This window comes from Dactylosporangium darangshiense (assembly GCF_039537565.1).
In the GTDB taxonomy this organism is placed as follows: Bacteria; Actinomycetota; Actinomycetes; order Mycobacteriales; family Micromonosporaceae; genus Dactylosporangium; species Dactylosporangium darangshiense.
The window spans coordinates 39,819-63,222 of the sequence record NZ_BAABAT010000031.1 but is presented as its reverse complement, the minus strand read 5'-3'; the positions used below and the strand labels follow the sequence as shown (position 1 = coordinate 63,222).

Below are 23,404 nucleotides of genomic sequence, written 5' to 3'. Positions count from 1 at the left end.
ATCGCAAAGAGCCGTGGCATCGGTACCGCATGATGCAGGCTAGGGTTCGGGCGTGGACGACTACCTCGCCCGGATCGGCGCCGACCGCCCGCAGCGGCCCGACCTCGGCGCCCTGCGTGTCCTGCATCGCGCCCACCTGGGCACCGTGCCGTTCGAGAACCTCGGCATCCACCTCGGCGAGACCGTCCGGCTCGACGACGAGGGGCTGCTCGACAAGATCGTGCGGCGGCGCCGCGGCGGCTTCTGCTACGAGCTCAACGGGGCGTTCGCGCTGCTGCTGCGCCACCTCGGGTACACCGTGACCATGCACGCGGCCCGCACCTGGGGCGGCGACGGCTACGGCATCCCGTTCGACCACCTGGCCCTGCAGGTCCACCTCGACGGCGTGCCGTGGCTCGTCGACGTCGGCTTCGGCCGGTTCATCCACCACCCGATCCGCCTCGACACCACCGAGCCGCAGCCCGACCCGGGCGGCGTCTTCCTCGTCACGCCGCACGACAACCCGGCCGGCGCGCCCGACCTCGACATCACCCGCACCGGCGGCGAGCACGAGTACCGCCTCGACGCCCGCCCCTACGAGCTGCCCGACTTCGCCCCGACCTGCTGGTACCAGCAGACCTCGCCGCAGTCGCACTTCACCCGCTCGCTGACGTGCTCGCGCCTCACCGACGACGACGGCCGGGTCACGCTGTCCGGCAACCGGCTCATCCGCACCACCGCCGCCGGCCGCGACGAGCGGACCCTCACCGACGCCGGGGCCCTCGAGGCGTACCGCGCCGAGTTCGGCATCGAGCTCAGCCGCCTGCCGGTGGTGGCACACCCGGCGACCCCGGCGTGACCAGGCCCGTCTCGTAGGCGACGACGATCGCCTGCGCCCGGTCGCGCAGCCGCAGCTTCGACAGGATCCGCGCCACGTGCGTCTTCACCGTCGCGTCGCTCAGGTGCAGGCTCCCGGCCAGCTCGGCGTTGGACAGGCCGCGGGCCAGCAGCGCCAGCACCTCCACCTCGCGCGGCGTCAGCGTCGACAGGTCGCGGTGCAGGGTGGCGGTGCGCGCGTCGCGGGCCGCGTAGCGCTCGATGAGCCGCCGGGTGATCGCCGGCGCCAGCAGCGCGTCGCCGGCCCGCACCAGCCGCACCGCCGCCACCAGCTGCTCGGGGCTCACGTCCTTGAGCAGGAAGCCGCTGGCACCCGCCGACAGCGCCGCGTACACGTACCGGTCCAGGTCGAAGGTGGTGAGGATGACGACCCGGGGCGCGCCGGCCGCGTCGCCGGACAGGATGCGGCGGGTCGCCTCGAGGCCGTCCATCTCCGGCATCCGCACGTCCATGAGCACCACGTCCGGCACCGTGCGCCGGACCGCCTCGACGGCCTCGACGCCGTTGGCGGCCTCCGCGACGACGTCGATCCCGTCGGCGGTGAGGATCATCCGGAAGCCGGTGCGCACCAGCGCCTGGTCATCGGCGATCACAACCCGTAGCGACCCGGTGTCGTTCAAGCGCCCTCCCCGGTGAGCGGGATCTCGGCCAGCACGCGGTAGCCGCCGGTCGGTCGCGGGCCCGCGGTGAGCGTCCCGCCGTAGACGGCCAGCCGCTCGCGCAGCCCGATCAGTCCGCGGCCGCTGCCGTGCGCGCCGGCCGCCGGTGCGCCGCCGTCGTCGAGGACCTCGACCCGCAGTACCGTATCCGAAGCCGACACCGTCACGTGGACGCTCGCGCCCGCGGCGTGCTTGACCGCGTTGGTCAGCGCCTCCTGCACCACCCGGTAGGCGGTCAGCCCCAGGCCGGGCGGCACGTCGGGCGTCTGCAGCGACACCTCGACCGGCACGCCGGTCTCCCGCACGCGGGCGGCCAGGTCGGCGATCTCCGGCAGGCTCGGCTGCGGGGCGAGGTCGTTGCCGTCGTTGTCGACGGTCAGCAGCCCGATCACCTGGCGCAGCTCCGTCATCGCCGCCCGCCCGCCGGCCTCGACGGCCAGCAGCGCCTCCTTCGCCAGGTCCGGCGCGGTGTCCATCACCTTGCGCGCCGCGCCGGCCTGCACCACCATGACGCTCACGTTGTGCGTGACGACGTCGTGCAGCTCGCGGGCCAGCCGCGCCCGCTCCCGGTCGACGGCCAGCTGCGTGGCCGTCTCATGCTCGTGTTCGAGCGTCTTGGCCCGCTGCCGCCAGCTGTGGATCGCATTCGCGGCCAGCCCAACCGACGACAGCAGCAGGAACGTCGCCAGCCCCGACGGCAGGCTCGGCAGGATGTCGCGGTTGTCGCCGACCACCAGCGCGGCGGCGAGCACGACGCTGGTCACCGCCAGGTTGCGATACCGGCTGTACATCGGGGCGCTGTAGGCGGCGATGACGGACGCGACGACCGTCCACGTCGGGTCAGCGTCCATGCGGTACACCCGGAACGCACACACCGCGATGACGAGGAACGAGGCGAGGGGGTACCGGCGGCGGGTGGCGAGGGGCAGCGCGGTCAGCGCGGCGACGACGAGCAGCCAGCCGGCCTGGTTGCCGTCTTCTGCCGGCACCCAGACCCCGTCCGGGAACGGTTGCTCCGGCGCGAGCGGCGCCTTCGGCTCCAGCCGGTTGCGCAGGTCGGGCGTCTCCCGCGGGTCGATGGGAGCGGCCTGGCGCGGTTCGAACACGAAGCGCGGCACGTCGGCGTCGCGCTGGTTCGGCTCGGTGGCCCCGTTGACCGCGCCCACGCACAGCACGAAGGCCAGGATGACGTCCGCGGCGATCGCCCAGCCGCTCAGCCGGGGCGGCTGGCCGGGCGTGGAGACCCGCAGCCACGCCACCGCCGTCTGCCAGCCCCGCCTGATCCGTTCCCGCCACCTCACCCGCACAGTCTGGCCGACACCCCGGCGGCGGCGCGTCCCGACCGGTGTGTACATCGCAATGATGACGCCGGCGGGCATCCGCATCACGGGCGAGGCGAAACCGCCACCGCGGCCGACGTGCCCGGCCCGTCCGCGCCAATAGCGTCCGCAACCATGACCGAAGCAGGCGTACTCATCGAGTTCGACGACGTGACCAAGCAGTACGACGGCGGGACGGCGGCACTGTCCGGGCTCACCCTGCGGGTGCGCACCGGCGAGGCGCTCGCCGTTCTCGGCCCGTCCGGCAGCGGCAAGTCCACGCTGCTCAACCTCATCGCCGGCCTGGACAAGCCGACCAGCGGCACCGTGACCGTCGACGGGGTCCGCGTCGACCGGCTCGGCGAGGCCGCGTCCGCGCAGTACCGGCGCCGCCGCATCGGCATGGTCTTTCAGTTCTTCAACCTGCTCGACGACCTGACGGTGCTCGACAACGTGCTGCTGCCGGCCCAGCTGTCCGGGGTACCGCGGCAGAAAGCCCTGCAACGCGCCGACGAGCTGCTGACGTACCTGGGCGTCGCCCGCCACGCCAAGGCGTTCCCCGGCCGGCTGTCCGGCGGCGAGCGGCAGCGGGTCGCCGTCGCCCGGGCGCTCATGAACCGCCCGCCGCTGCTGCTCGCCGACGAGCCGACCGGCGCCCTGGACACCGCGTCCGGCCAGGAGGTCCGCCAGCTGCTCACCGAGCTCAACCGCGACGGCCAGACGCTGCTGCTCGTCACGCACGACCTGGCCCTGGCCGAGGCGTGCGCGACCCGCACCATCTCCCTCGTCGACGGCCACCTCGCCGCCACCGGGGTGCCGGCGTGAGCGCGGGCCTCGGCCGGGTCGTCCGCGCCGGCGGGCGCCGCCGGGTCCAGACGGTCGTCATGACCCTCACGACGCTGCTGGCCGTCACCGCCTCCGTCCTCGCGGTCGGGCTGCTCGTCGCCGCCTCCGAACCGTTCGCGCGGGCCTTCGCCCGCCAGCACGGCGCGCACCTCACCGCCCAGTTCGACGCCGCCAAGGCCACCGCCGAGCAGCTGTCCGCCACCGCGCACGCCGCGGGGGTGACCGCCGCCGCCGGGCCGTTCCCGACCGTGGACCTGCAGCCGCGCACCGTCACCGAGCGGCAGTTCGGCCCGCCGCCCGGCATCGACCTTCCGTCGATGACGATCGTCGGGCGGCCCGACCCCGGCACCGACCTCGACGTCCTCGAGCTCACCGACGGCAAGTGGCCCACCGGGCCCGGCGAGATCGTCTTCTCCGCCCGAGACGGGGGAGGGGGCACGTTCGCAGTCGGCGACGAGGTCATGTTCCCGGCCGCGCCCGGCTCGCCGAAGGTCAAGGTCGTCGGCCTGGCCCGCTCGGTCGGCAGGACCGCGCAGGCGTGGGCGCTGCCCGCCACCGTCACCTCGCTCACCGGATCGAACCCGGCCGGGTTCCAGATGCTCTACCGCTTCTCCAAGGCCGCCACCGACGCCGACATGACCGCCGACCGGGACGTCATCTCCGCCGCGGTACCGCAGGACGCGCTGCAGGGCAGCGCCTCCTACCTGCAGGTCAAGACCGACGCGGAGAAGGTGGCGGCCACGTTCGCGCCCTTCGTCATCGCCTTCGGCGTCCTGGGCCTGGCCATGTCGGTGCTCATCATCGGCATCGTCGTCAGCGGCGCCGTCAGCTCCGCCACCCGGCGCATCGGCATCCTCAAGGCCCTCGGCTACACCCCGGCGCAGGTCGCCCGCGCCTACGTCGGCCAGGCCCTGATCCCCGCCACCATCGGCGCGCTGCTCGGCATCCCGCTGGGCAACCTCGCCGCGATCCCGATCCTGTCGGAGGAGGGCGACGCGTTCGGCACCGGCGCCGCCACCCTCGACTGGTGGGTCTCCGTCGTGGTACCCGTCGCCGCGCTCGCCGCCGTCGTCGCCACCGCGTTCGTCCCGGCGCTGCGGGCCGGCCGGCTGCGCACCGTCGACGCCCTCGCCGTCGGGCGCACCCCGTCGCTCGGCCGCGGCCGCGCCGCCCGGCACCTGCTCGGCCGGCTGCCGCTGCCCCGCCCGATGAGCCTCGGCCTCGCCAACCCGTTCACCCGGCCCGGCCGCTCGGCGACGATCGCCGCCGCGGTCGCCCTCGGCGCCCTCGGCGTCACCTTCGGCGTCGGCCTGGCCCTGTCCGTCGGCGGGGTGCAGACCGCGCTCAACCGGCGCGACTCCGGCGACGTGATGGTGTACATGGCGGGACCGCAGGAGGCGCGCATGACCCGGCCCGGCGCGCCCACGATGCCGGACCCGGACCCGGCGGCGGTCCAGGCGGCGATCAAGGCCCAGCCGGGCACGGTGCGGTACTTCGGCAGCAACATCGGCGAGCTCACCGTCGCCGGGATCACCGGCGCCACCCAGGTCGTCATGTTCGACGGCGACGCCACCTGGGGGACGTACGAGATGGTCGCGGGCCGCTGGTTCGACGGCCCCGGCGAAGCGGTCGTCCCCAGCGCCTTCCTCGACTCCGCCGGCGTGAAGATCGGCGACACGCTCACCCTGAGCAACGCCGGGCACACCGCCACCGTCCGCATCGTCGGCGAGGTCCTCGACCTGAGCTCCGACGGCCACCGGATCATCACCGACGTCCGCTCGGTGTCCGGCCTCGACCTCAAGCAGAACTTCGGCGGCGAGACGTTCCACGTCGACGTCGCCGACGGCACCGACATGAAGAGCTACCTGGCCGCGATCAACCAGCAGGTCGAGGACAAGGGCGGCCACGCCGAGCTCAACGTCGGCGAGATCAGCCAGACCGTCGTGGCGATGGACACCCTCGCCGGCACGCTCACCCTGCTGCTCGTCGCCGTCGCCGGCCTCGGCGTGCTCAACACCGTCGTGCTGGACACCCGCGAGCGCGTCCACGAGCTCGGCGTGTTCAAGGCCCTCGGCATGGCGCCGCGGCAGACGGTCGCGATGGTGCTCACGTCGGTCGCCGGCATCGGCCTGCTCGCCGGCCTCGTCGGCGTGCCGGCGGGGATCGCCGTGCACGACTGGATCCTGCCGCGGATGGGGCACGCGGCCGGCACCCGGTTCCCGCCGCACATCCTGGACGTGTACGGGCCGCTGCTGCTCGCCGGGCTGTTCCTCGGCGGCCTGGTGATCGCCCTGGCCGGCGCCCTGCTGCCGGCCGGCTGGGCGGCCCGCACCAGCACCGCCCGGGCCCTGCGCACGGAGTAACGGCCCTCGGATGTCACGTTTCCACGTGGTGCCTTGTCTTCAAGGGGGTAGGCAAGGCACTACGTGGAAGGGCTTTCTCATGCGAGTCTTCGTCACCGGGGCCACCGGGGCGCTCGGCCGGCACCTGGTGCCCGGCCTGGTCGCAGCCGGCCACGAGGTCACCGCCACCACACGGTCCCCGGCCAAGGTCGCCGGCCTGCGCGCCGCGGGCGCCGACGCCGTCTTCGTCGTCGACGGGCTGGACCGCGAGGCGCTGATCGAGGCGGTGTGCCACGCCGCGCCCGAGGTCATCGTGCACCAGATGACCGCCCTCGCCGCGATGCGCAGCCTGCGCCGCGTCGACCAGGAGTTCGCCGCCACCAACGCGCTGCGCACCCGCGGCACCGACAACCTCCTCGAGGCCGCCAGGCTCGCAAACACGCCACGGGTCGTCGCGCAGGGCCACAACTTCGTGTACGAGCAGACCGGCGGCCCGGTCAAGACCGAGACCGACCCGATCGTCGAGCACCCCATCCCGGCCGCGGCCCAGACGCTGGCCGCGATCAAGTACGTCGACCGGATCGTCCCGCAGCGCGCCCCCGAGGGCATCGTCCTGCGCTACGGCACCTTCTACGGCCCCGGCGCCTCCGAGCCGATGCTCGACGGCATCCGCAAACGCCAGGTGCCGATCATCGGTGCTGGCACCGGCGTCTGGTCGTTCATCGAGGTCTCCGACGCCGCCGCCGCGACACTCGCCGCCGTCGAACGCGGCGAGCCCGGCGTCTACAACGTCGTCGACGACGACCCGGCGCCGGTCGCGCAGTGGCTGCCGTACCTCGCCGAGGTCGCCGGCGCGAAGCCGCCGCTGCACCTGCCCGCGTGGCTCGCCCGCCCCCTGGCCGGCCCGTTCGTCGTCGCCCAGATGACCACGGCGCGCGGCGCCTCGAACGAGAAGGCGCGCAAGAAGCTCGGCTGGGTGCCGCGCTACCCGAGCTGGCGGGAGGGCTTCCGTGCCTGGGTCAACGCCTGACTCCATGCCTGATTCCGCGCCTGACTCCACGGCTGGCTCCGCGGGGGCTGAGCGCTTCCGCCCGCTGCTGTTCTCCATCGCTTACGGCATGACCGGCTCGGTCGGCGACGCGGAGGACATCGTCCAGGACGCCTACCTCGGGCTGACCCGCGCCCAGCAGTCCGGCACGCGCGTCACCGACCCGAAGGCGTACCTGACCACGGCCGTGACCCGCCTCGGCATCAACCACCTCCGCTCGGCCCGCGTCCGCCGCGAGACCTACGTCGGCGACTGGCTGCCCGAGCCCGTCGTCGTCCCGCCCGGCCCCGCGGAGCACGCCGAACTCTCCGACGCCTTGTCGATGGCCTTTCTGGTACTGCTGGAGGCCCTCTCCCCGGTCGAGCGCGCCGTCTTCATGCTCCGCGAGGTCTTCGGCTACGCGTACCCGGACGTCGCGCGCCTCATCGGCAAGAGTGAGGTCAACTGCCGCCAGATCTTCGCCCGCGCCCGGCAGCGCATCTCCGCCGCGCCCGCCACGCCCGCGATGAGCCGGGCCGTGGGGGAGGAACTCGCCCGCCGCTTCTTCGCCGCCGCGGCCGGCGGCGACCTGGACGCCCTGCTCGGCCTGCTCGCCCCCGACGTCGTGCTGTTCGGCGACGGCGGCGGCAAGACGCAGGTCGTCGGCCACCCCCTCGCGGGCCGCGACCGCGTCGCGCGCCTCCTGGCCGGCCTGTTCCGCCGCGGCCGCACCCTCGGCGTGGTGCTGCGCCCCGCATGGGTCAACGCCCGCCCCGGCGGCGTGCTGTACGACGCCGAGGACCGGGTCATCGCCGTGTTCGAGCTCGCCGTCGCGGATGGCGCGGTCCAGACCATCCGCAGCGTGGTCAACCCCGACAAGCTCGGCCACCTCGGCCCCGTCTCCGACCTGGCGCGGGTCTCCGGCGTGATGTGACACCGCGTAGGGTTCCGATGCATGGAACTGCAGCGCCGCCGCCGTTCGTTGGGCCTGGCCGTCCTCGTCGTCGTGTTCGGCCTGGTCGCCCTGGTCTGCGCATGGGGCGCCGTCAACACGGCCACGCGGATCGTCTACGCGGCCTGCGGCGTGCTCGCCCTGCTCATCGGCACCGTGCTCATGCGCGACGAACTGCGCCCGTTCCGCTTCGTCATCAACGCGGACGGCCTGACCCTGCGCGACGGCACCACGCTCGCCTGGTCGCAGGTCGACCGGATCATCCTGGACGAGCCGACCCCGCCCGCCACGTCGGGCCCGCACCTGATCCTGCAGCCCGGCGACCGGATCGTGCTCAAGCTCGACGAGGTCAAGCAACCCCAGGCCCAGATCGCCGAGGCCCTGCAGCGCTACGCCGGCGACCGCTTCGACAACCGCATGGCCCGCCGCGGCGACCGCGCCGAGTTCCTCGTCGTGCTGCGCGGCTACGAGCCCGGCCGCGTCGACAACCTGCTCCGCCGGGCCGGCGACGCACTACTCTCGGGCGACCCCGCGCAGCGCGCCGAGGCCCGGGAGGCCCTGGAGAACCCCGACCTGCTGGTCGCGATGCGCGGCTACGACCGCGCCCAGGTCGACGCCCACCTGCGCAAGCTGGCCGCCCGCCTCACCGACTAGCGTTGCGTCACGACAGATAGCGCTGCGTGACCGGCTCGGTGATCGGTTAGGTGGCGGATGGTAGGGTGAAACTGCGGAACAGGGGAGCGTGCCCCACCTCTCCGATTCAGCGATAGCCTCCGGTCCGGCGCCCTTCGGCGGCGGCAACGGCCAACTCGAGATGCCAGTCGCTCACGTCATCGACCTCAGAAGGCGGTGTCTTCGGGCTGGCGGCGCGCAACGCCTCGAGGTACCACTCCTCGTCCGCCGGCCGCATCAACAACCGCAACCACGTCACGTTCCGCGCCCGCCGGCACTCGTCGACGGACATCACCGACCGCAGCGCCTCGACCGGATTCTCGCCCGGCAGCAGCAGCCGCAGGATCGGCGCCGCCCCCGGCGGCTCGACCCCCGCGGCCAGCAGCCGCGCCGCCAGCGCATGCGCCGCCCGGGTCAGCAGCAGCGCCCGCCGCGCCGCCGTCGTCGGCCCCCGCACGGGATCGGCGGCCCGGTGCTGGAGGTCGTCGAGCGCCACCCGATACGCGACCATCTCCCCGGCCGTCATCACCCGCTCCGCGTCGTGGCTCGCCACCGCCTCGGCCATCTCGGTCATGTCCGCCGCCTCGCGGTCCGGCGCGACCGCCGCATCGGCCGCCTGCCGCGCCACTTCGCGCAGGAACCGGTCGTCGCGCAAGATCCGGCCGTCGGCGAAGGCGCCCTGGTCGTCGCCAAGGCCACCGCGCGAGTCGCCGAATCCGCCGCGGACGCCTTGGTTGTCGCCAAGGCCGCCGCGTGAGTCGCCGAACGCGCCGGGGCTGTCGCCGAAGCCGCCCCGGCCGTCGGTGAAGGAGCCGTCGTAGGAAGCGGCCCGCGCGGCCCTGGGCGGCACCGACAGCAGCGCGCCGAGCGCGTGCCGGTCGCCGTCGAAGTTCGCGTACCGGTGCAGGCGCTCGATCAGCGGGCGCAGCTCCGGCGCCTCCTGCAGCAGGGGGCGGAACCGCAGCAGCTCGGCCAAAACGGACTCGTCGGGCTCGGCGAGGACGCGCAGGGCGATCGCGGCGCCGGCCAAGGGTGCCGTGGCCGGGTCGGCCGTGTCGCGCAGGGCCTCGGCAGCGGCGCGGCGGACCGCCGCCACGCGGTCGCCGAGCAGGCCGATGATCGCGCGCACCGCGGCCGGGTCGCGGCGGCGGTGTGCCAGGCAGGCCACCAGGGCCGCGCGCACACCGGGATCGGTCTCGCGGCGCGCGGCCTCGGCGAACGGCTCGATGCCCGTGGCCGTGAACCGCAGCAGCAGGGCCGCCTCCGCGCGTACCTCCGGGGCGGGGTCGGCGATCATCAGGTGCAGGCAGACCCGGTCGTCGCGCACGCTTGCCGGGACCTGCAGGCCCTCCAGGCGCAGCAGCGGCGCAGGGTCGGCCAGCAGGCGCGTCGCGAACGCCGCGGTGCGGTGGATCGACAGGACCGCCCGCGCCGCGCGCAGGCGGACCCGTGGCTCCGGGTGCGACTCCAGGCGCTGGCGCAGCGGCTCGTAACGCTGGCCCAGGTAGTACAGCAGCGTCGCCACCCGGTCGTCGTCGTGCTCGAGGTCGGTGACCTCGGACGCCACGCGCGGGTCGATGCCGCCGCGGCGGCCGAGGATCTCGCCGAGCGCGACCGCGGCCGCGTCGCCGACGTGCTCGATGGACTCGCCGAGGCCGCCGGGCATCCGGACCTCGGCCCGGTCGCGCAGCGCGACCTCCAGCAGCGGGCCGACCAGCCGGTGGTCGCCGGAGTCGGCGGCCCGGCGCGCCGCATCGAGCCGGACCACGGCGTCGGGGTCCCGCAGGGCGTCGCGGAGCCGGTCATACAGCGCCATCGTGGTACACCATAGACGGATGGACGCCGTCCGCATCCGATCCGTTTCGGCGGCCCTGCTCCTGGCCGCGACACTGCCGATCGCCGCCTGCAACCTGCGCGAGAAGATCTGCCGCGGCGGGGAGTACCCGGTGAAGGCCGTCGGCAACCGCACCGGCGCCGCCTGCGTGGCGAAGGACCAGGACCCGCCGCGCGGCTACGTGCGCTACCCGGCGGGCAAGGAGCCCGTGTACGTCGACGACGAGTGGGACCGCTACTGGCACACGGTCGTCGTCGACGAGCACGGCAACGTCGTGCCGGGCTGAACCCGGCCGTCAGTCGCCGAGCAGCCGCCACGCGGTCAGGGCGAGGCGCGCCCGCAGCAGGCCGTCCGGCGCCGCGAGGTCGACGCCGAGCGCGCGGCCGATCTGCTCGAGGCGCCGGGCGACGCTGCTGTGGTGCAGGTGCAGGCGCTGCGCCGCCCGGCGCTGGGAGCCGGTCGCGCAGTACGCGTCGAGGGTCTCCAGATCGCCGGGGCACGCGGCCAGGGAGGCGATCGCGGCCACGTCCGCGTTGTCGCGCACGGCCTCGGCCGGCACCTCGGCGAGCATCGCGAGGGCGCCGAGCGCGTCGTGGTGTACCACCGGATCGCGTGCGGTCGCGAACCGCAGCGCGGTGCGGGCCCGCCGCCAGGCGACGTCCGGACTCTCGGCCGTGGCGACGCCGGCCCGCACGCCCTCGGGGAAGCGGGCGGCGTCCACGTCGGCGGCGAGCAGGACGCCGACGCCGCCGACCCGGGCGGTGCGCGCCGGGCGGGACGGGCAGGCCAGGCCGGCGACCCGGTCGAGGGGCACCTCGCCGCGCACGGCGACGACCCGGACCGGCCGGCCGGGCGCGAACCCGAGCAGCCGCAGCGCCCGCGCCCGGGCCGCCTCGTCGCTGCCGGCGCCGATGGCGAGCTCGACGAGCGCCGGGTCGGCCATCGTGGTGTGCGCCGGGCCGTACCGCTCCACGACCCCCGCCGCCGCGATCGCGAGCCGGTCCAGCAGCACCTCGTCGAGCGCGCCGGGCGGGCCGGGGCGCTCCAGCCACACCGTGCCGATCTCCTCGTCGTCGAGGGTGATCGGCGCCGACGTCGACGCGGGCGCGGCCGGGTCCGGCGCCGGCCGGCCGTCGGGCGCGAAGCGCAGCGTGCGGCCGGTGCCGTCCAGCCGGATGCCGGCGACGCACTCGGCCAGGCCCGCCGAGGCGCGGGCGAGGGCGTCGAGGTCGACCCGGCGGCGCATCAGCGTGTCGTAGAACGTGACGACGCGGATCGCGCCCTCGACGTGCGAATCCAGGCTCGACAGCCGCTCGGCCAGGGCTTCCATGGCTGGAGGATACGACCCGCGCGCCCCCGCCGCGGGCGACGAGCGGTGCGCGATCGGCGCTGGATGCGCGGCGGATGGCGGCTGCCCGCACGGCCGCCGGCGGTGAGGATGGGGGCATGGATCCCGAACTGGAAGCCTATGTACCGCTGATTCCCAGGGCCGACCTGTCCGACCCGCCCGCCGAGCGCAAGCGCCTCGCCGCGCTCGTCGCCGGCGTACCGGCGCCCGACCTCGACGGCATGGACGTGCACGACCCGATGGTGCCGGGCGCGACCGGCGACCCGGACGTCCCCGTGCGCGTCTACCGCCCGGCCGGCGCGCACGGCGCCCTCGTCTGGCTGCACGGCGGCGGCATGACCGTCGGCGACGTCGACACCGAGCACCCGCTCGCCGCCCGGCTGGCCGCGGCGTCCGGCGAGGTGGTGATCTCGGTCGGGTACCGGCTCGCGCCCGAGCACCCGTTCCCGGCCGCGTTCGACGACGCGTACGCCGTGCTGCGCTGGGCCGCCGGCCACGCCGCCGACCTGGGCGTCGACCCGGGCCGCATCGCGGTCGGCGGGATGAGCGCCGGCGGCGCGCTCGCGGCCGGGCTGGCGCTGCGCTCCCGCGACGAGCAGGGCCCGCCGATCCGCTTCCAGCTGCTCAACCAGCCCGGCCTCGACGACCGGCAGGAGACGTGGTCGCAGCGGCGGTTCACCGACACGCCGCGCATGGACCGCACCGTCGTCGGCCAGGCCTGGGCGAACTACCTGGGCGGCGCGCCGGCCCCGTCGCCCTACGCGGCGCCGGCCCGCGCCACCGACCTCGCCGGCCTGCCGCCCGCGTACATCGCCACCGCCGAGTTCGACCCGCTGCGCGACGAGGGCATCGACTACGCCCTGCGGCTGCTGCAGTCCGGCGTCCGCGTCGAGCTGCACCAGTGGCCGGGCACGTTCCACGGCTCGCAGGCCCTGCTGTCCGCCGGCGTGTCGCAGCGGCAGAACGCGGAGCTCGCCGCCGCGCTGCGCCGGGCTCTCGTGGACTGAATTCAGGCCGAAGTCCTGATCTAATGCTGGCGTGACGTTCCGTCTTGAGGCGCCCGCCCTGCAGGGCACCCGGGTGCGGCTCGAGCCGCTCGGCCCGCAGCACGCCGCCGACCTGGCCGAGGCCGCCGAGGGCGACCGTGCAACCTACGGCTTCACGTGGGTGCCGCGGGCGCAGGAGATCCCGGAGTACCTCGACGGGATGTGGGAGCGCCAGGACACCGGGCGCATGCAGCCGTACGCGCAGATCTCCACTGCCACCGGCCGGGCCGTCGGCGCGACGTCGTTCTGGGACCCGCGCTTCTGGCCCGGCACCGAGCGGCTGTGCGCGGTCGAGGTCGGCTTCACGTGGCTGTCCGCCGCCGCACAGGGCACCGGCATCAACGCCGAGGCGAAGCTGCTGCTGTACACGCACGCCTTCGAAACCTGGTCCGTCGCCCGCGTCGACCTCAAGACCGACGCCCGCAACGAGCGCTCCCGCGCCGCCATCGCCTCCACCGGCGCCGTCTTCGAGGGCGTGCTGCGCAGTTGGTCGCAGTCGTGGGTGCCGGGCGAGGACGGCCGCCTGCGCGACTCGGCGATGTTCTCCATCGTCGCCGCCGACTGGCCGGCGACCCGCGAGCGGCTGCGCGCCCGCGTCGCGCGCTACGCGTGATCGAAATGCGTAGCGACCCCCCGGCTTCGGCCGTGGGATGAGCGCGTCAACGTCGCACGGATAGTAGATGGCGCAGCGCTGTATGCTGTCGTGTGCCCGTCACGCTGCGATCGAACAGCGATGTCGCCTTTCACGTGGTGTGGTACCCGAACTGCCGGCGGGGTGTGCTCGGCGGTCGGATCGAGGAACGGCCCAGGCAGATCGTCCGCGAGGTAGTCGATGAGAGAGGGCGTGGCTGGTGGCCCTGGAGGTCATGCCCGGTCACGTTCATCTGTTGGTCGAGGTTGCGCAGTTCGGTGTCCACAGGCTCGTCAAGGCCGTCAAGGGCCGCACGTCGCGGGTGCTGCGCGAAGCGTCCCGTCCCTGCGCTCTCGGCTGCCGACGTTATGGACCAGCTCGTATGTTGTGGCGACCACTGGCGGCGCGCCGGTGGCGGCGGTGCAGGGGTATGTCGAGCAGCAGCAGGGCCGCTGAATGTTGACCGGCCGCCGCTATCTGCTGGCGTTCACGCCTGAGCAGGCCGGCTACGCCGAACGGGTGGGTGCGATCTGCCGGGCGGTGTGGAACACCGGGCTGGAGCAGCGCCGGGAGTACCGGCGCCGCGGCGCGTTTGTGTCGTATGTGGAGCAGGCTCGGCAGTTGGCGGAGGCGAAGCAGGACCCGGACTGCGGGTGGTTGGCCGATGCCCCGTCGCACACGCTGCAGCAGACTCTGCGTGACCTGGAGCGGGCCTGCAAGGCTCACGGGACGTGGCGGGTGCGGTGGCGGTCGAAAACCCGGACCGCGCCGTCGTTCCGGTTCCCCGACCGCAACCACATTGCGGTCCGCCGCCTGAACCGGCGGTGGGGCGAGGTCCGGCTGCCAAAGTTCGGCCCGGTCCGGTTCCGCTGGACGCGGGCGATTGGCGGCACGATCCGTAACGCCACTGTCTCCCGTGACGGTGGGCGCTGGTACGTGTCGTTCTGTGTCGAAGACGGTGTGGCTGAAGCCGTCCCGAACGGCAAGCCGCCGGTCGGTGTCGACAGGGGTGTCGCTGTTGCGGTCGCCACCTCCGACGGTGACCTGCACGACCGGGCGTTCGTCACCCGCGGTGAGGCGGCACGGCTCAGGCGGTTGCAGCAACGGCTGTCGCGGTCGCTGCGTACGCATGGCCGGAACCGGCGGTCCGGGCGCCGTGACACGGTGCGTGCCCAGCTCGGCCGGTTGCACGCCCGGATCCGAGATCGCCGGTGCGGGTTCGCGGTGCAGACCGCGGTGCGGCTGGTTCGTGACCACGGCCTGGTCGCTGTCGAGGATCTTCGGGTCAAAGATATGACGGCCAGCGCCAGGGGCAACGTCGAACAGCCGGGCCGTAACGTGCGGGCCAAGGCGGGGCTGAACCGGAGCATCCTTGGCAAAGGGTGGGGCAGGTTCCTGCTGCACTTGGAACACGCGGCCCGCTATCACGGTGCGGCTGTGGTCAAGGTCAATCCTGCGTTCACGTCGCAGACCTGTCACGTCTGTGGGCATGTCGCCCGGGAGTCCCGCGAGAGCCAAGCGGTCTTTCGGTGTGTTGCCTGCCGGCATCAGGCGAACGCCGACGTCAACGCAGCGAAGAACATTCTGGCCGCCGGGCTGGCGGTTACCGGGCGTGGAGACCTCGGCATCGGCCGGTCTGCGAAGCGCCAACCGCCCGTGAGGTCCGCGGCATGAACGCCGCGCAGCCACGGGAATCCCCGCCTTTTGGCGTGGGGAGGAAGTCAAGCGGTAGTATCTCCCGCGGCGGTGGGGCCCGCCGACCCGCAGCCACGCGGGTGAACCGCGACGATGCCAACGGTCCCTACCAGTGCGCTGCAGCATGCCCTGGTGGGGAAGGAGACATCGTGGAGCACGAGCCGGTCCCGATCGACGCCGACATCGACCTGCACGTCCCGGCCGAGCGCGCCGAGCTGCGCCCCAGCCCCGTGCCGGTCCTCGCGGCCATCTCCGCCGGTGGCGTGTGCGGCGCGCTCGCCCGCTACGCGGTGGCGCTGATGTGGCCGCACGATCCCGGCGGCTTCCCGTGGGCGACGCTCGTCATCAACGTGACCGGGTGCCTGCTCATCGGCGTCCTGATGGTCATTGTCACCGAGGTCGCCACCGGACGCCGCCTGCTGCGGCCGTTCCTCGGCGTCGGGGTCCTCGGCGGGTACACCACCTTCTCCACCTATGCCGTCGAGATCCACCAGACCGCCGCGGCCGGCGCGCCCTGGACGGCGCTGGCGTACCTGGCCGGGACGCTGGCCGGCGCGCTGCCCGCGGTGTGGGCCGGCTCAGCGCTGACGCGGGCCCTGATCGTGGCGAAGGTGCCGCGGTGACCCTGCTGCTCATCGCCGTCGGTGCCGCGATCGGCGCCCCGCTGCGCTACCTCACCGACCGCGCCATCCAGGCCCGCCACGACTCGGTGTTCCCGTGGGGCACGCTGACCGTGAACGTCGCCGGCTGCCTGGTGCTGGGCGTGGTCACCGGACTGCCCGCGACCTCCGCCTGGACGGCCCTGCTGGGCACCGGCTTCTGCGGCGCGCTCACCACGTACTCGACGTTCAGCTACGAGACCCTGCGCCTGGCCCAGGAGGGCGCCCGCTTCTACGCCGTCATGAACGTCGTCGCCTCGGTCGTCGCCGGCCTGGGCGCCGCCGCCGTCGGCTTCGTCTTCGCCCAGGCACTGCAGTAGCACCGCGGACACCCCGGCCGCTCCCGAGAAGTTTGGGCAGCTGGCCGGTCCCGGCCCGGGGTGTTCCGCGGTGCTGTCATCACAGTGCCAGGGCGTCCTGACGCGGCGCTGAAACGATCCTGAGCTGCGCTCGCGGTGCAATGTGACCCCGCCCATAAAGGAACGATCATTCTTGACCGTTCGTTCCTCAACTCGTACGGTTGATCCATGGGACGACCGAAGGGCTTTGACGAGCAGGAGGTGACGCGTGCGGCCGTGGCGTTGTTCGCCGGCCGGGCCTACGACGGCCTGTCCGTCGACGACCTGGTCACCGGACTGGGCGTGCACCGCAACAGCCTGTACAAGACGTTCGGCAGCAAGCGGGGCCTCTACCTGACGGCGCTGCGCTGGTACCTGGCGAACGAGGTCGAGCCCCTGCTGGCGCGCGCGGCCGCCAGCGATCAGCCCCGGTCCGTGCTGCTCGAGGCGGGCGAGACGCTCGACCTGCTGCTCCTGGCGGCGGCCGAGCAGGCCCCGCTGGACGCCGAGGTGGGCGCCTTGATCAGAACCACGTTGTCTCGCCTCGACGCGGTCCTAGGTCAGTCCCCGGCGAACGAGCTGCTGGGCGAGCGCCTACGCGCCCGCCTCCGGACGGACGACCGGTGAACGACATGACACGAAACGGAATGCGGCGGCGACGTCGCGGAAGGAGCCGGCAATGGCCACTGTCAGCATCGACGGCGAGTCGCTCGTCGTCGAGATCGAGGGGCTCGACAAGCTGTGGGCGCTCAAGAGCCGCCTGGTGATCCCGCTCGCCAACGTCCGGGGCGCAACCGCCGACCCGGGTGTCGCGCACGAGCCCAAGGGGATTCGCGCGCCCGGGGCGTACATCCCGAACGTCATCACCGCCGGCACGTTCCACCTCGATGGCGAGAAGGTGTTCTGGGACGTTCACGACGCCCGCAAGGCGGTCGTGATCGCGCTCGCGGACGAGAAGTACGCGCGGCTGGTGGTCGAGGTCGACGACCCCCGAGCCACCGTCGAGCTGGTCGAGCGGGCCGTTCGCCGGTAGAGGCACATCCGGCTGCGCGGGCCGTCCGTGCTTCTTCTTGCATCCTACAGGACCCAACCAAATTATGGATCTTCTCAAATGCGCAGCGTCAGCAAACCGTCACGCTACTAACAGGTCGGAGGGGGCAGGGACGGAGAGGGCGACGACGGGGGAGACGAGGGCGCCGAAGATGACTCCACTGTGGACGGCGACGGCGACGGGCCGCCGTAGAGGACGGTCTGGCTGGGCTGGAAGTCGTTCTTGCCCAGCGCCAGGCCGCTGACCGTCGCCTGGTGGCCGTAAATGTCCGAGATGCGCAACGACACGGGCGACGGGACAGCGCCCGACGGGGCGGTCCAGGTGTTGTCCTCGCCGTGACGCATCGTCGTGAAGCCCGTCGCGGTCTGTAGCTCCACTGCGGACAACGGGTTGCCGTGGTTGTTCACGATCGCGGTCAGCGACGAGTACGCGGTGCCGCCCTTCAGCTTCACCTGCAGCGGGCCGACCTGGGGGTCGCGGACCGTCGCGTACGTGACGGGGATGATGCCGGCGCTCAGGGCGCCGATGCGGGCGAACGCGGCCTTGCCCAGGTCGACCTTGCCGGCGGGGCAGCTCGGGCACAGGTCGACGACCTGGACGCGCGTCGTGCCGTTCGGGCCCGTAACGTCCAGGTAGGTGCCGCAGCCCTTGCCGCCGGCGTACTCGGCGCGGCCGACCGCGGCGTAGGCGCCCTCGGCGGGGGTGCCCAGGTTGCACATGCCGTTGCGGCCCGCGGTGTAGTACGAGGCCTGGCCGCCCGCCGCGCACGCCGCGCTGCCGCCGACCTGCGTGGCTAGGACGACCGCCACCACCGTGGCTAGGACGGCGGTGGCGGCGGGCACGATCCAGCGCAGGTGACGGCGGTTCATGTCGGGGATCGTAGCGTCTGGTAATTCATACGCATGGACTTCCCGTCGTACCTCGGAACCATGCCGATGCACGCGATTACGGAAATCTACGGCGAACCTGGGCTCCGGGAGCGGTACCGCCTGGAGATCGAGCGCTTCGCGCCGGGCGAGCGGGAGCGGCTCGCGGCGGCGCTCGCGCTCGCGGCGCAGCTGCACCGCGACGACCGGCGGGTGCGTGAGCCGTACCTCAACCACCTGCTGCGCGTCTCGATCCGGATCATGCACCACTACGAGGTGTCCGATGTGGACGTCATCGCCGCCGCGGTGCTGCACGACGCCGTCGAGGACCATCCGGACGAGCTGGCGGGCCGGGCGGGTGCCGGTGCGCAGGAGGCCCTCGCCGTGCTCGCCGAGCGATTCGGGGAGCGGACCGCGCGGTTCGTCGGGGCCGTCACCAACCCCGAGTACGACCCGTTATTCGACAAGCACGAGCAGTACCGCGAGCACGTCAGGGAGAGCCTCGACCGCGAGCCGTGGGCGCGCGTGATCAAGGTGTCCGACTTCACCGACAACGGGGTCGGTGTGATCCACACCACGGGGCCGAAAGTCGAGCGGTCGGCAACAAAATACCGCCCTATGGTGCCCGTCCTGCGCGAACTCGTCGCCCGGGCGGACACGCCGCTGTCGCGGCTCGTGAAACAGCACATCTTCCGGCAGCTCGACCTTGCCGAGGAGCGGTTCGCGGCCATTCTTGACGGGCGGTGAAGTATGCGAAGGTATGCACCGTGACGATGGTGGAACTGGCGGTCGGCTGGCTGGCGTCGCACCTGTGGAGCCGCGGGCAGGCCGATCCGGCCGAGCCCGCGGTCGAGGAGCAGCTGCGCGGGCTCGCCGGGCTGGTGCAGGCCAAGCTGGAGGACGATCCGGCCCTGGCCAGCCTGCAGCGGGAGGCCGCCGGTTCCCCGACCCCCAGCGCCGGCACCCGCCGCCGCATCGTGCAGGCCCTCGAGGACGCCGTCTGGACCGACCCGCACTTCGGCGAGGCCCTGGCCGCGACCGTCCAGCGACTCGGTCCGGTCATCCCACGACCAGCGGACTAGAGCACACCGGTCACGTCGTCGAGCAGCTCCCGGAACGAGCGGTAGACGACCCGGGAGCCGCCGCCGGGCTCGAGGAGCAGCACGCACTCCGTCTCGTCGGTCGCGGCGGCCAGGACCGAGTCCCCGCAGCGGCCGACGATCATGCGGCCGCCGGCGACGTCGAGGCCGAGCTGCCAGGCGCGGCCGGGGAGACGGCCCAGGTGCAGCGGCGGGGCGTCGCGCAGTAGCAGCCACCTCGGGATCCGGGCCCGCAGCAGGTACGCGCCCGGCAGCAGCGCCGCGTAACGGCGGGCGGCGGCGTCGAGCGCCGGCGGCGGGTCGGTGCGCAGGGCGACGTGCGGGAAGCGCTGGGCGAAGCGGTCGGCGCCGAGGCGGTCCTCGGCCCACAACTCCAGGAACGCCCAGCGCAGCAGCGCGGCGCCGGGCGGGTCGGCCGCCGCGGCGACGAGGGAAGCGGCGCCCGGCGGGGTCAGCGCCGAGTAGCGGGCGAAGACGCGCTCGAGGGAGAACCCCGGCGCGGCGAGCTCGCGCTCCAGCTCGGCGGCGGCGATCCGCACCGCGTCGAACGGGGCGGCGGTGAACGCCGCGGGGCCGGGACGGACCAGGACGCCCGCGCCGAAGACGGCCCCGGTGCGCCGCCAGAGCCGCACGCACTGGACCCGCTCGTACTGCGAGGCCACGTCCCCGAGCTCCGCCCGGTACGCGGCGGCGGAGCGCGAGTGCGGCACCCCGGCCACGATCCCGCCCGCCCCGGCCAGCAGCACCTCGTCGTCGCCGGCGTCGAGCCGGTCGAAGGCGCTGAAGAGCAGATCGCGCCGGTACAGCGCGGGCGCGTCGAGCAGCGCGCCCAGGTCGCCGAGGCGGCAGGCGACGAACCGGACCTGCGTGAGCGAGGGCAGGTGCGGCAGGCGGCGCACGTCGGCGCCGACGACGGTCAGCCGCCGCAGCCCGGTGCGGCCCGCCAACCCGTCCAGGGCGGCGGGGCCCGCGACGGTGAGGGCTGTCATGGCCGACAGCGTGGCACCGCACGCTGACGGCGGCCTGAAACCGGCCGTCAGCGTGCGGTGCCACCCGAAGGAACCGAGGGTCAGCCGCCGGTGAAGCTCGGCGTCGTGCCGCACTTCGCCTTCTGGTCGAGGCAGATCTTGACCAGCGGCCCGAGGTTCTCCGGCTTCCACGCGTTCATGAAGTCGCCGTGCATGGAGGAGGCCATGCCCGAGGAGAGCGCCAGGCCGTTGCCGCCGAGCGAGTCGTAGTTGACCATGAATGAGAGGTTGGGGACGGCGACCGGGTACTTGCCGGTGCACTGGCCGTTCTGCATCGGGCCCATGTGCGACTTGTGGTCCGGCGAGTCGATGTGCTGGCCGTCCCAGCAGTCCTGGAACACGAGCTGGAAGATGAGGTTGCCGCCCGGCGCGCAGACCGGCCAGTTGCCGTCGGCGCTGCGGCCCGTCTCGGCGCTGCCGGCGCACCAGAACTGGCCGCTGGCGCCCTTCGGCGTGTCCACCTGCCGCTTCGCGTCGCCGTGCACCATGACCAGGCCGGGCGGGAACGGCACCGTGACCGACGGGTCGGCCAGCCGCGATCCGTAGTACACCCGGAAGCTCTTCATCTTCACCGGCTGCCCGTTCAGCGTCAGCTGCGGCACCCAGTACGCGCTGTTGTCGCCCTTGGCGTTGCAGTTCGTGGTGCGGACGAACAGGTCGGCCGGCTTCGTCGCGGCGTCGACGGCGGGGCCGAAGAACGTGTGCATGTGCGAGGCGCCCGGCAGCGAGGGGAAGACGATCGGGTCGTCCTTGGCCTCGCCGGACACCGCGCAGTCGGTGTGGAACTCGGCGACCCGGGTCGTGCCGGCCGGCACCGGGACCGTCTTGATCGCGTTGAAGTCGGCGAGCTGCTGCTGCCAGGCGGCCCGGTCGACATCGACCCAGCCCGCGGCCGGCGCGGACGTCGCGGTCGGGCTGGTCGGGGTGGTCGAGGCGGAGGCAGAAGAGGAGGGCGGAGCGACCGTCGCCGTGGCCGGGGGCCGCGTGCCGGAGCCGAGCGCGAACCAGTTGACATTGACGAAGTCGCTCGCCTGCGCGCTCTTCATGACCGCGACGAGGCTCTGCGGGCCGGACGGCACGCGCGCGGCGTGCGCGGTGACGCTCGTCCACTTCTGCCAGCCACCGGTGTAGGCGACGGGGAACGTCGCGAGCAGCTCGCCCGACGGCGAACCGAGCCGCAGCTCGATGGAGCCGCCGGCCCGGTTCTGCGCCGCGATGCGGGCGGTGAGGTCCGCACCGCCGATGGTCACGTTGTCGTACCGCAACCAGTCTCCGTTGGCGAGCCACCCGACGTTCTTGCCGCCGCCGGTGTCGGCGGTGTTCTCGGTCTGCGCGCCGGACTGCGCCGAGAAGGCCTCGGCCTCGATCTTGCCTGCGGCACCGACCTCGTCGGCGCTGGCGTTGGCGAGGTAGATGCCGCCGGTGGCGCCGAGCGCCGCGACGACTGCAACCCCGAGCAGCACGCGCGTCGCCCGGCGCCTTACGGGCCGGTCTGGGCCGACGCGCCCTGAATCTGTACGCATTTCGATCCTTGTCTTCCGACGGAAATGCCAGGATCGAAGTATGTGCAGCTCAGAGCCTTTGTTCAAGTTTCAAAGGAAGATTTACAAGTGCCCGGAGAGCGCTCTCGCGCCGGGCTTGGGCATTCGCGGCCGATTACGGTTTTTCCAAAATTGCCGGCTTAATTTTGGCTTACGCTATTGCTGGCGATCACTGAGCGGTACCAGTCGGCGCTGGCCTTGTGGGTGCGCCGCTGCGTGGCGAAGTCGACGTGGACGATGCCCCACCGCTGCGTGTACCCCTCCGCCCACTCGAAGTTGTCCATGAGCGACCACAGGTGGTAGCTCTCCAGGTTGACGCCGGCCTGGATGGTGCGGTGCGCGGCGGCGAGGTGGTCGCGCAGGAACGCGATGCGGTCGGTGTCCTGCAGCGGGTTGGTGGTGGCCATGCCGTTCTCGGTGATGGTCAGCGGGATGTCGCCGTAGTCGCGCTTGATGCGGGTCAGCAGATCGAACATCCCGTCCGGGTAGATCTCCTGCCACGTCGCCTGCGACGTCGGGTGCTTCATCACGCGGGCGCCGGTGCCGGTGACCGTCGTGGCGCCGTAGTAGTTGACGCCCATGATGTCGTTCTTCGCGCCGATGATCGCCAGGTCGCCGTCCTTGATGGCGGCGCGCACCGGCGCGTCCTTGGGCTGCGCGGCCAGCCAGTCCTGCGGGTAGCGGCCCTTGAGCACCGGGTCGAGCCAGCGGCGGTTCTCCTCGGCGTCGGCGGTGACCGCCTGGCGCTTCGCGGCCTGCGAGTCGTCGGCGGGGTAGGTCGGCGACAGGCTCAGCGCCGGGCCGATGTGCGACTTCGAGCCGGTGGCCCGCAGCGCCTGCACCGCCAGGCCGTGGCCGAGCAGCAGGTGGTGTCCGACGACGTTGGCGAGCTGCCGGTCGCGCTTGCCCGGCGCGTGGGTGCCGGCCGTGTACCCCACGTCGACCACGGTCTTGGGCTCGTTGAGCGTCAGCCAGACCGGCACCGCGTCGCCGAAGGCGGAGAAGACCGTGTGGGCGTAGTCGGCGAACCACTTGGCGCAGTCGCGGTTCTCCCAGCCGCCGAGCTCCTGCAGCGCCTGCGGGGTGTCCCAGTGGAACAGGGTGACCACCGGCCGGATGTTGCGGGCGAGCAGGCCGTCGACGAGGCGGTGGTAGAAGTCGAGGCCCTTCGGGTTGACCGCGCCCCGGCCGGTCGGCAGCACCCGCGACCAGGACATCGAGAAGCGGTACGTGGTGAGGCCGAGGTCCTTCATGAGGTCGAGGTCGCCGAGGTAGCGGTGGTAATGGTCGGCGGCCACGTCACCGGTGTCGCCGTTGCGGATGCGGCCCGGCTCGTGCGCGAACACGTCCCACACCGACGGCCCGCGGCCGTCCTCCTTCGCCGCGCCCTCGATCTGGTACGCCGACGTCGCCGCCCCCCACCCGAACCCGGTGGGGAAGACGAGCTCGGTCTGTGTCGCCGGTGCCGCATCGGCCGTCGTTCGCAGGCCCGGGCCGGCGACCGCGCCGGCGGCCGCCAGGGTGAGGAGATTTCGGCGTCGCATGCGGCGAACGTAGCTCGACCCCGCTCATAC

The 23,404-nt window shown here is 73.2% G+C and carries 24 protein-coding genes and 1 pseudogene; 17 read left to right on the top strand and 8 right to left on the bottom strand.

Annotated elements, in window-relative coordinates; translation table 11 throughout:
- The first annotated feature begins 52 nt into the window (after positions 1-52).
- The gene (locus ABD901_RS39655; RefSeq protein WP_345135425.1) at positions 53-838 is read left to right on the top strand and encodes an arylamine N-acetyltransferase family protein; all 786 of its coding nucleotides are present in this window, start codon (positions 53-55) and stop codon (positions 836-838) included.
- Here ABD901_RS39655 and ABD901_RS39650 read toward each other — a convergent pair.
- A complete protein-coding gene (locus ABD901_RS39650) occupies positions 795-1,496 on the bottom strand; it encodes a response regulator (RefSeq protein ID WP_345135423.1) in 702 nt (233 codons plus the stop codon). The genes ABD901_RS39655 and ABD901_RS39650 overlap by 44 nt on opposite strands.
- On the bottom strand, positions 1,493-2,836 hold the full coding sequence (locus tag ABD901_RS39645) for a sensor histidine kinase (RefSeq protein WP_345135420.1): 1,344 nt from the start codon (positions 2,834-2,836) through the stop codon (positions 1,493-1,495). Before ABD901_RS39645 ends, ABD901_RS39650 begins: the two co-directional genes overlap by 4 nt.
- 153 nt (positions 2,837-2,989) lie before the next feature.
- On the opposite strand from ABD901_RS39645, the gene ABD901_RS39640 reads away from it, so the two are divergent.
- The 5 genes from ABD901_RS39640 to ABD901_RS39620 all read left to right on the top strand — a co-directional run bounded on the left by ABD901_RS39640 (position 2,990) and on the right by ABD901_RS39620 (position 8,675).
- Positions 2,990-3,679, top strand: a complete 690-nt coding sequence (locus ABD901_RS39640) for an ABC transporter ATP-binding protein (RefSeq protein ID WP_345135417.1) — start codon at positions 2,990-2,992, stop codon at positions 3,677-3,679.
- On the top strand, positions 3,676-6,063 hold the full coding sequence (locus ABD901_RS39635) for an FtsX-like permease family protein (protein WP_345135415.1): 2,388 nt from the start codon (positions 3,676-3,678) through the stop codon (positions 6,061-6,063). Before ABD901_RS39640 ends, ABD901_RS39635 begins: the two co-directional genes overlap by 4 nt.
- Before the next feature lie 79 nt (positions 6,064-6,142).
- Positions 6,143-7,072, top strand: coding sequence for an NAD-dependent epimerase/dehydratase family protein (locus ABD901_RS39630; protein ID WP_345135413.1), 930 nt, complete (start codon positions 6,143-6,145; stop codon positions 7,070-7,072).
- A gap of 4 nt (positions 7,073-7,076) precedes the next feature.
- Entirely contained in the window at positions 7,077-8,003 is a 927-nt protein-coding gene (locus ABD901_RS39625) for an RNA polymerase sigma-70 factor (RefSeq protein ID WP_345135411.1), read from the top strand.
- A gap of 21 nt (positions 8,004-8,024) precedes the next feature.
- Positions 8,025-8,675: a DivIVA domain-containing protein gene (locus ABD901_RS39620; RefSeq protein ID WP_345135410.1), complete on the top strand. Its 651-nt coding sequence runs from the start codon at positions 8,025-8,027 to the stop codon at positions 8,673-8,675.
- A gap of 106 nt (positions 8,676-8,781) precedes the next feature.
- Here ABD901_RS39620 and ABD901_RS39615 read toward each other — a convergent pair whose 3' ends face one another.
- Positions 8,782-10,509: a HEAT repeat domain-containing protein gene (locus ABD901_RS39615; protein WP_345135409.1), complete on the bottom strand. Its 1,728-nt coding sequence runs from the start codon at positions 10,507-10,509 to the stop codon at positions 8,782-8,784.
- Between the two features lie 19 nt (positions 10,510-10,528).
- Between ABD901_RS39615 and ABD901_RS39610 the strand changes: the two genes are divergently transcribed.
- On the top strand, positions 10,529-10,813 hold the full coding sequence (locus ABD901_RS39610) for an SCO0607 family lipoprotein (protein ID WP_345135407.1): 285 nt from the start codon (positions 10,529-10,531) through the stop codon (positions 10,811-10,813).
- 9 nt (positions 10,814-10,822) lie between these two features.
- On the opposite strand, the gene ABD901_RS39605 is transcribed toward ABD901_RS39610, so the two are convergent.
- On the bottom strand, positions 10,823-11,857 hold the full coding sequence (locus tag ABD901_RS39605) for a helix-turn-helix domain-containing protein (RefSeq protein WP_345135406.1): 1,035 nt from the start codon (positions 11,855-11,857) through the stop codon (positions 10,823-10,825).
- 116 nt (positions 11,858-11,973) lie between these two features.
- Between ABD901_RS39605 and ABD901_RS39600 the strand changes: the two genes are divergently transcribed.
- The 8 genes and pseudogenes from ABD901_RS39600 to ABD901_RS39565 all read left to right on the top strand — a co-directional run bounded on the left by ABD901_RS39600 (position 11,974) and on the right by ABD901_RS39565 (position 17,277).
- The gene (locus tag ABD901_RS39600; protein WP_345135405.1) at positions 11,974-12,882 is read left to right on the top strand and encodes an alpha/beta hydrolase; all 909 of its coding nucleotides are present in this window, start codon (positions 11,974-11,976) and stop codon (positions 12,880-12,882) included.
- Between the two features lie 31 nt (positions 12,883-12,913).
- Positions 12,914-13,534, top strand: a complete 621-nt coding sequence (locus tag ABD901_RS39595) for a GNAT family N-acetyltransferase (protein WP_345135401.1) — start codon at positions 12,914-12,916, stop codon at positions 13,532-13,534.
- A gap of 92 nt (positions 13,535-13,626) precedes the next feature.
- A pseudogene (tnpA, locus tag ABD901_RS39590) lies at positions 13,627-14,008 on the top strand (IS200/IS605 family transposase).
- Entirely contained in the window at positions 14,009-15,226 is a 1,218-nt protein-coding gene (locus tag ABD901_RS39585) for an RNA-guided endonuclease InsQ/TnpB family protein (RefSeq protein ID WP_345135399.1), read from the top strand.
- Between the two features lie 167 nt (positions 15,227-15,393).
- Entirely contained in the window at positions 15,394-15,870 is a 477-nt protein-coding gene (locus ABD901_RS39580; protein WP_345135533.1) for a fluoride efflux transporter FluC, read from the top strand.
- Positions 15,867-16,226, top strand: coding sequence for a fluoride efflux transporter CrcB (gene crcB, locus ABD901_RS39575; protein ID WP_345135396.1), 360 nt, complete (start codon positions 15,867-15,869; stop codon positions 16,224-16,226). Before ABD901_RS39580 ends, crcB begins: the two co-directional genes overlap by 4 nt.
- Before the next feature lie 207 nt (positions 16,227-16,433).
- Complete coding sequence (locus tag ABD901_RS39570; RefSeq protein WP_345135393.1) at positions 16,434-16,871, top strand: TetR/AcrR family transcriptional regulator; 438 nt, start codon at positions 16,434-16,436, stop codon at positions 16,869-16,871.
- Between the two features lie 52 nt (positions 16,872-16,923).
- Complete coding sequence (locus tag ABD901_RS39565) at positions 16,924-17,277, top strand: hypothetical protein (RefSeq protein ID WP_345135391.1); 354 nt, start codon at positions 16,924-16,926, stop codon at positions 17,275-17,277.
- Between the two features lie 107 nt (positions 17,278-17,384).
- Here ABD901_RS39565 and ABD901_RS39560 read toward each other — a convergent pair whose 3' ends face one another.
- Positions 17,385-18,164: an expansin EXLX1 family cellulose-binding protein gene (locus ABD901_RS39560; RefSeq protein ID WP_345135388.1), complete on the bottom strand. Its 780-nt coding sequence runs from the start codon at positions 18,162-18,164 to the stop codon at positions 17,385-17,387.
- A gap of 33 nt (positions 18,165-18,197) precedes the next feature.
- On the opposite strand from ABD901_RS39560, the gene ABD901_RS39555 reads away from it, so the two are divergent.
- On the top strand, positions 18,198-18,908 hold the full coding sequence (locus tag ABD901_RS39555; RefSeq protein ID WP_345135386.1) for an HD domain-containing protein: 711 nt from the start codon (positions 18,198-18,200) through the stop codon (positions 18,906-18,908).
- Positions 18,909-18,928: 20 nt separating this feature from the next.
- Complete coding sequence (locus ABD901_RS39550) at positions 18,929-19,243, top strand: hypothetical protein (RefSeq protein ID WP_345135383.1); 315 nt, start codon at positions 18,929-18,931, stop codon at positions 19,241-19,243.
- Here ABD901_RS39550 and ABD901_RS39545 read toward each other — a convergent pair.
- The 3 genes from ABD901_RS39545 to ABD901_RS39535 all read right to left on the bottom strand — a co-directional run bounded on the left by ABD901_RS39545 (position 19,240) and on the right by ABD901_RS39535 (position 23,374).
- Positions 19,240-20,250 (bottom strand): hypothetical protein, encoded by a 1,011-nt coding sequence (locus ABD901_RS39545; RefSeq protein ID WP_345135381.1) that lies wholly within the window; start codon positions 20,248-20,250, stop codon positions 19,240-19,242. The genes ABD901_RS39550 and ABD901_RS39545 overlap by 4 nt on opposite strands.
- Positions 20,251-20,330: 80 nt before the next feature.
- The gene (locus tag ABD901_RS39540) at positions 20,331-21,752 is read right to left on the bottom strand and encodes a DUF1996 domain-containing protein (protein WP_345135379.1); all 1,422 of its coding nucleotides are present in this window, start codon (positions 21,750-21,752) and stop codon (positions 20,331-20,333) included.
- A 218-nt stretch (positions 21,753-21,970) separates the two neighbouring features.
- Positions 21,971-23,374: a GH1 family beta-glucosidase gene (locus tag ABD901_RS39535; RefSeq protein WP_345135377.1), complete on the bottom strand. Its 1,404-nt coding sequence runs from the start codon at positions 23,372-23,374 to the stop codon at positions 21,971-21,973.
- Positions 23,375-23,404 lie beyond the last annotated feature (30 nt).